This is a genomic window from Streptomyces sp. DvalAA-14 (genome assembly GCF_900091855.1).
Taxonomy (GTDB): Bacteria; Actinomycetota; Actinomycetes; order Streptomycetales; family Streptomycetaceae; genus Actinacidiphila.
Genome location: NZ_FMCH01000386.1, coordinates 1 through 3217 on the forward strand (window position 1 = coordinate 1; position 3217 = coordinate 3217).

At 70.6% G+C, this 3217-nt stretch carries 1 protein-coding gene and 1 pseudogene; both read right to left on the minus strand.

What is annotated here, in order from left to right:
• Positions 1–2589 (minus strand): discoidin domain-containing protein, encoded by a 2589-nt coding sequence (locus tag GA0115240_RS19920; RefSeq protein WP_256069896.1) that lies wholly within the window; start codon positions 2587–2589, stop codon positions 1–3.
• Between the two features lie 328 nt (positions 2590–2917).
• Positions 2918–3217: pseudogene (locus GA0115240_RS19925) on the minus strand (hypothetical protein); the annotation flags it as partial.

The window sequence follows — 3217 nt, forward strand, 5'->3', positions numbered from 1 at the left end:
TCACTGGCCGCGGCGCCCTGCGCCAGGTTCGGGTTGCCGGTCGGCGGGGCGTGGTGGGCGGCGCGGTGGTGGGCGGCGGCGTGGTGGGCGGCGCGGTGGTGGGGGAGGCGTGGTCGAGCCGCCGTCGGGCGCGTAGACCTCCAGCTCCGAGAGCTGCGCCGCCGTCCAGCCGGTGTTGGCGGTGACGTTGAGGCGTACGTAACGGGCGTTGGCGGCGGTGAAGGTCAGCGTCGCGGTGTTGCCCGAGGCCGGGTTGAGGGTGACGCCGCCGGCCGCCTTCAGGGTCGACCAGGTGGCGTTGTCGGTCGAGCCGAGGACGCTCAGCGTCTCGGTCCGGGTCGCCCAGTCGCTGGACGGCGGAAGCTTCACGGTGACCTTGCCGACGGACTTGGTGGCGCCGAGGTCGACGGTCAGCGTCTGCGGGAAGGCGTTGCTGTTGGACTCCCAGTACGTACTGGCGTTGCCGTCCACCGCGTTGGCCGCGGTGTAGGTCTGCACCGAGGAGGACGCGGAAGCCGGGTGGCCCTGCGCCAGGTTGCCGCCCGCCGGGACCGTCGGGGGCGTCGTCGGCGGGGTGGTGGGCGGGGTGGTCGGGGGCGTGGTGGGCGGAGTGGTGCCGCCGCCACCGGTCGTACCGCCACTGCCGCCGGTGGGCACACCGCCGTTGGTCCAGATCGGCGCCGGCCAGGTGCCGGTGCAGGTCTGGCCGGTGTTCCAGCCGGAGTTGCCGCCGCCGTCGGTGATCTGCAGGCTGCTGCCGACGCAGTTGTGGATCGGCGTGGCCGCCTGGCCGATGTTCTTGGCGGTGACATTGATGAAGGTCATGTTCGCCGCGGCCTGCGCCTGGATGGCGTAGGTGCCCGCGCCGTCGATATTGACGTTCTTCATGGTGACGCCGGTGACACCGGTCTCGATGGACTGGATCGCCTCGTAGGAGCTGTCCAGGATGTCGGTGTCACTGATCTGGATATTGGCGTTCACCAGCCCCTGCAGGCCGTCGAACCAGATGGCACCGACGCCGAACTGCCAGTTGTAGTCGCTGTTGCCGGTTCTGATCAAGGTGTTGCGGGCCGCGGTGATGGTGCCGGAGACCCCGTTGGGACCGCCGCCGTTGACGCCCGGGTAGCGGTTGGCGATGTGCAGGCCGCCGCCGTTGGTGATGGTGTCCGCCATCACGTTGTCGGACAGATTGAAGTCCTTGCCGCCGTACGTGACGATGTTGTTCGCCAGGATCGGCAGCACCACGGTGTCGTGGTCGAAGCTGTCGCCCACGTTCGGCGCCTTCTCCGGCCAGGAGGCCAGACCGTCGTCACCGACGTTGCGGACGAAGGTGTTGGTGACGGTCGAGTTGGTCACGCCGGAGTGGAAGTTCACACCGTCGGCCGTGGTGTCCAGGATGCGGCTGTTCTTGATGGTGAAGTGGTCCATCGGACCGTCCATCCAGGCGCCGACCTTGACGTGCTGGATCCACAGGTCGTCGACGGTGGAGTTCGACATGGCGCCGCCCAGGCCGTTGACCTGGTCGTCGTCGACCCGCTCGGTGATGTCGCCGATGATGGCGAAGTCCTTGAGCGTGACGTTCTGACTCGGACCGCCGGCCTCCTGCGGGCGGATCGCCCCGCCGTAGCCGCCGCCGGACACGTACTTGCCGTAGAAGCCGGCCGCGCGGTTGCGGTTCACCGGGTCGCGCCCGCCGAACACGGTGTACCAGGGGCCGGCGCCCGCGACGGTCACGCCGTCCACGATCACGTGGTCGTAGAGGGTGTAGGTGCCCTGCGGGACGTATACGACCTTGCCCTGCGCCTGGCCGGCGTTGACCGCCGCCTGCATCTTCGCGGTGGAGTCGGTGGCACCGGTCGGGTCGACCCCGAAGTCGGTGACGGCGTTGATCGAGCCCGCGGGCTGCGCGATCGGTGCCGCGACCTGCTCGAAGTCGGCGAGGTCGATGGTGAAGGTGGGGGACTGCGCCGTCGAGGTCACCTGCACCCGGATCTTGGTGCCCGCCGGGTAGCTGGTCCCGAACATCGTCCGGGCCTCGTCGTACATGTGGTGGGGGTTGGTGTCACCCGGGTTGTTGTTGAACGGGTAGCCGCCGTAGTACCAGCTGTAGCGCGAGGTGACCGGCAGCGTCTTGATCGCGGCGCCGTTGGCCTGGATGCTCAGCGTGGCGTCGCGGCCCTTGCCGTCCGCGGTGTCCGGCAGGCTGTAGCGCAGCGACATCGCGTTGGCCGGCTTGGTCAGCGTGAACTCGACATACTGGCCGACCGCGTTGAGGGTGACGGCCTGCCGGCCGGACGCCTCGGAGGGCAGGTGGCCGTAGAGCCGGTCCGGCCCGATCAGGGTGCCGTTGGTGGTGGCGTACTCCGCCTCCAGTTCGCTGAACGGAACATTGGCGCCCCGGCCGGCGATGCCGATCGGCGAGGGCGCGGGCACGCCCGCGGCGCTGGCGGTGGGGGCGCCCGCCAGCGTCACGGCGGTCAGCGCCGCGGCGGCGGCGACGGCGAACGACAGGACGGCTGCGAAGCCGCGTCGTCCGGCGCGGCGATGGGGTCGGGGACTTCGGTCATCACTGCGAGGTGAGTGCGACACAGGCACACGTCCTTGCGGGTCGGGGGTGAGGGGAGGGTGGAGCACCCGGCCAGGCGTGGAGAGACTACGAGCGCGACCGCAGTAAGTCCATGAGTCTGCGCAAAACAGCGATGGTTCCTCGCAATATCCTCGACACCTGCCCGTCATAGAGGTCCCTGAAAACAGAGATTCCCGTACACAGGTTGCGTGCCGGGAGTCAGGGGCAGGGTGTGCCCAGGTCGGCGGCCGGGGAGCCCGGGGTCGGGGCCAGGGGCTGGGCGGCCGGCCAACGGGGCGCCGAGGAGAGTCCGTTGATGGCAGGGCCCGGCGTGCTGCGGCCCGGCGGGGCTCAGCGCCGGGGTGAGGCCACCAGGTAGGACTGCCCCTCACGGGTGCGGTGCCCGGTGCACTGCCAGCCCCAGGAGCCGAGCAGGCTCGCGCACCGGGCGAGGGCCGCTGCCGCGCCGGCGGATGCCGACCAGCGGATCTCGGCCATGCCGGGCTCCGGCGCGGGAGTCACCCGGTAACCCGGCGAAGCGGGCCCGGCGGGCGGGCAGTTCGCCGCCTCCAGTGCCAAGGCGACCGCGTGCACCGGGCGTTCGCGCTCCCAGGGCGCCGGTACGTCCGTCACACCGTCCAGCAGGACCGC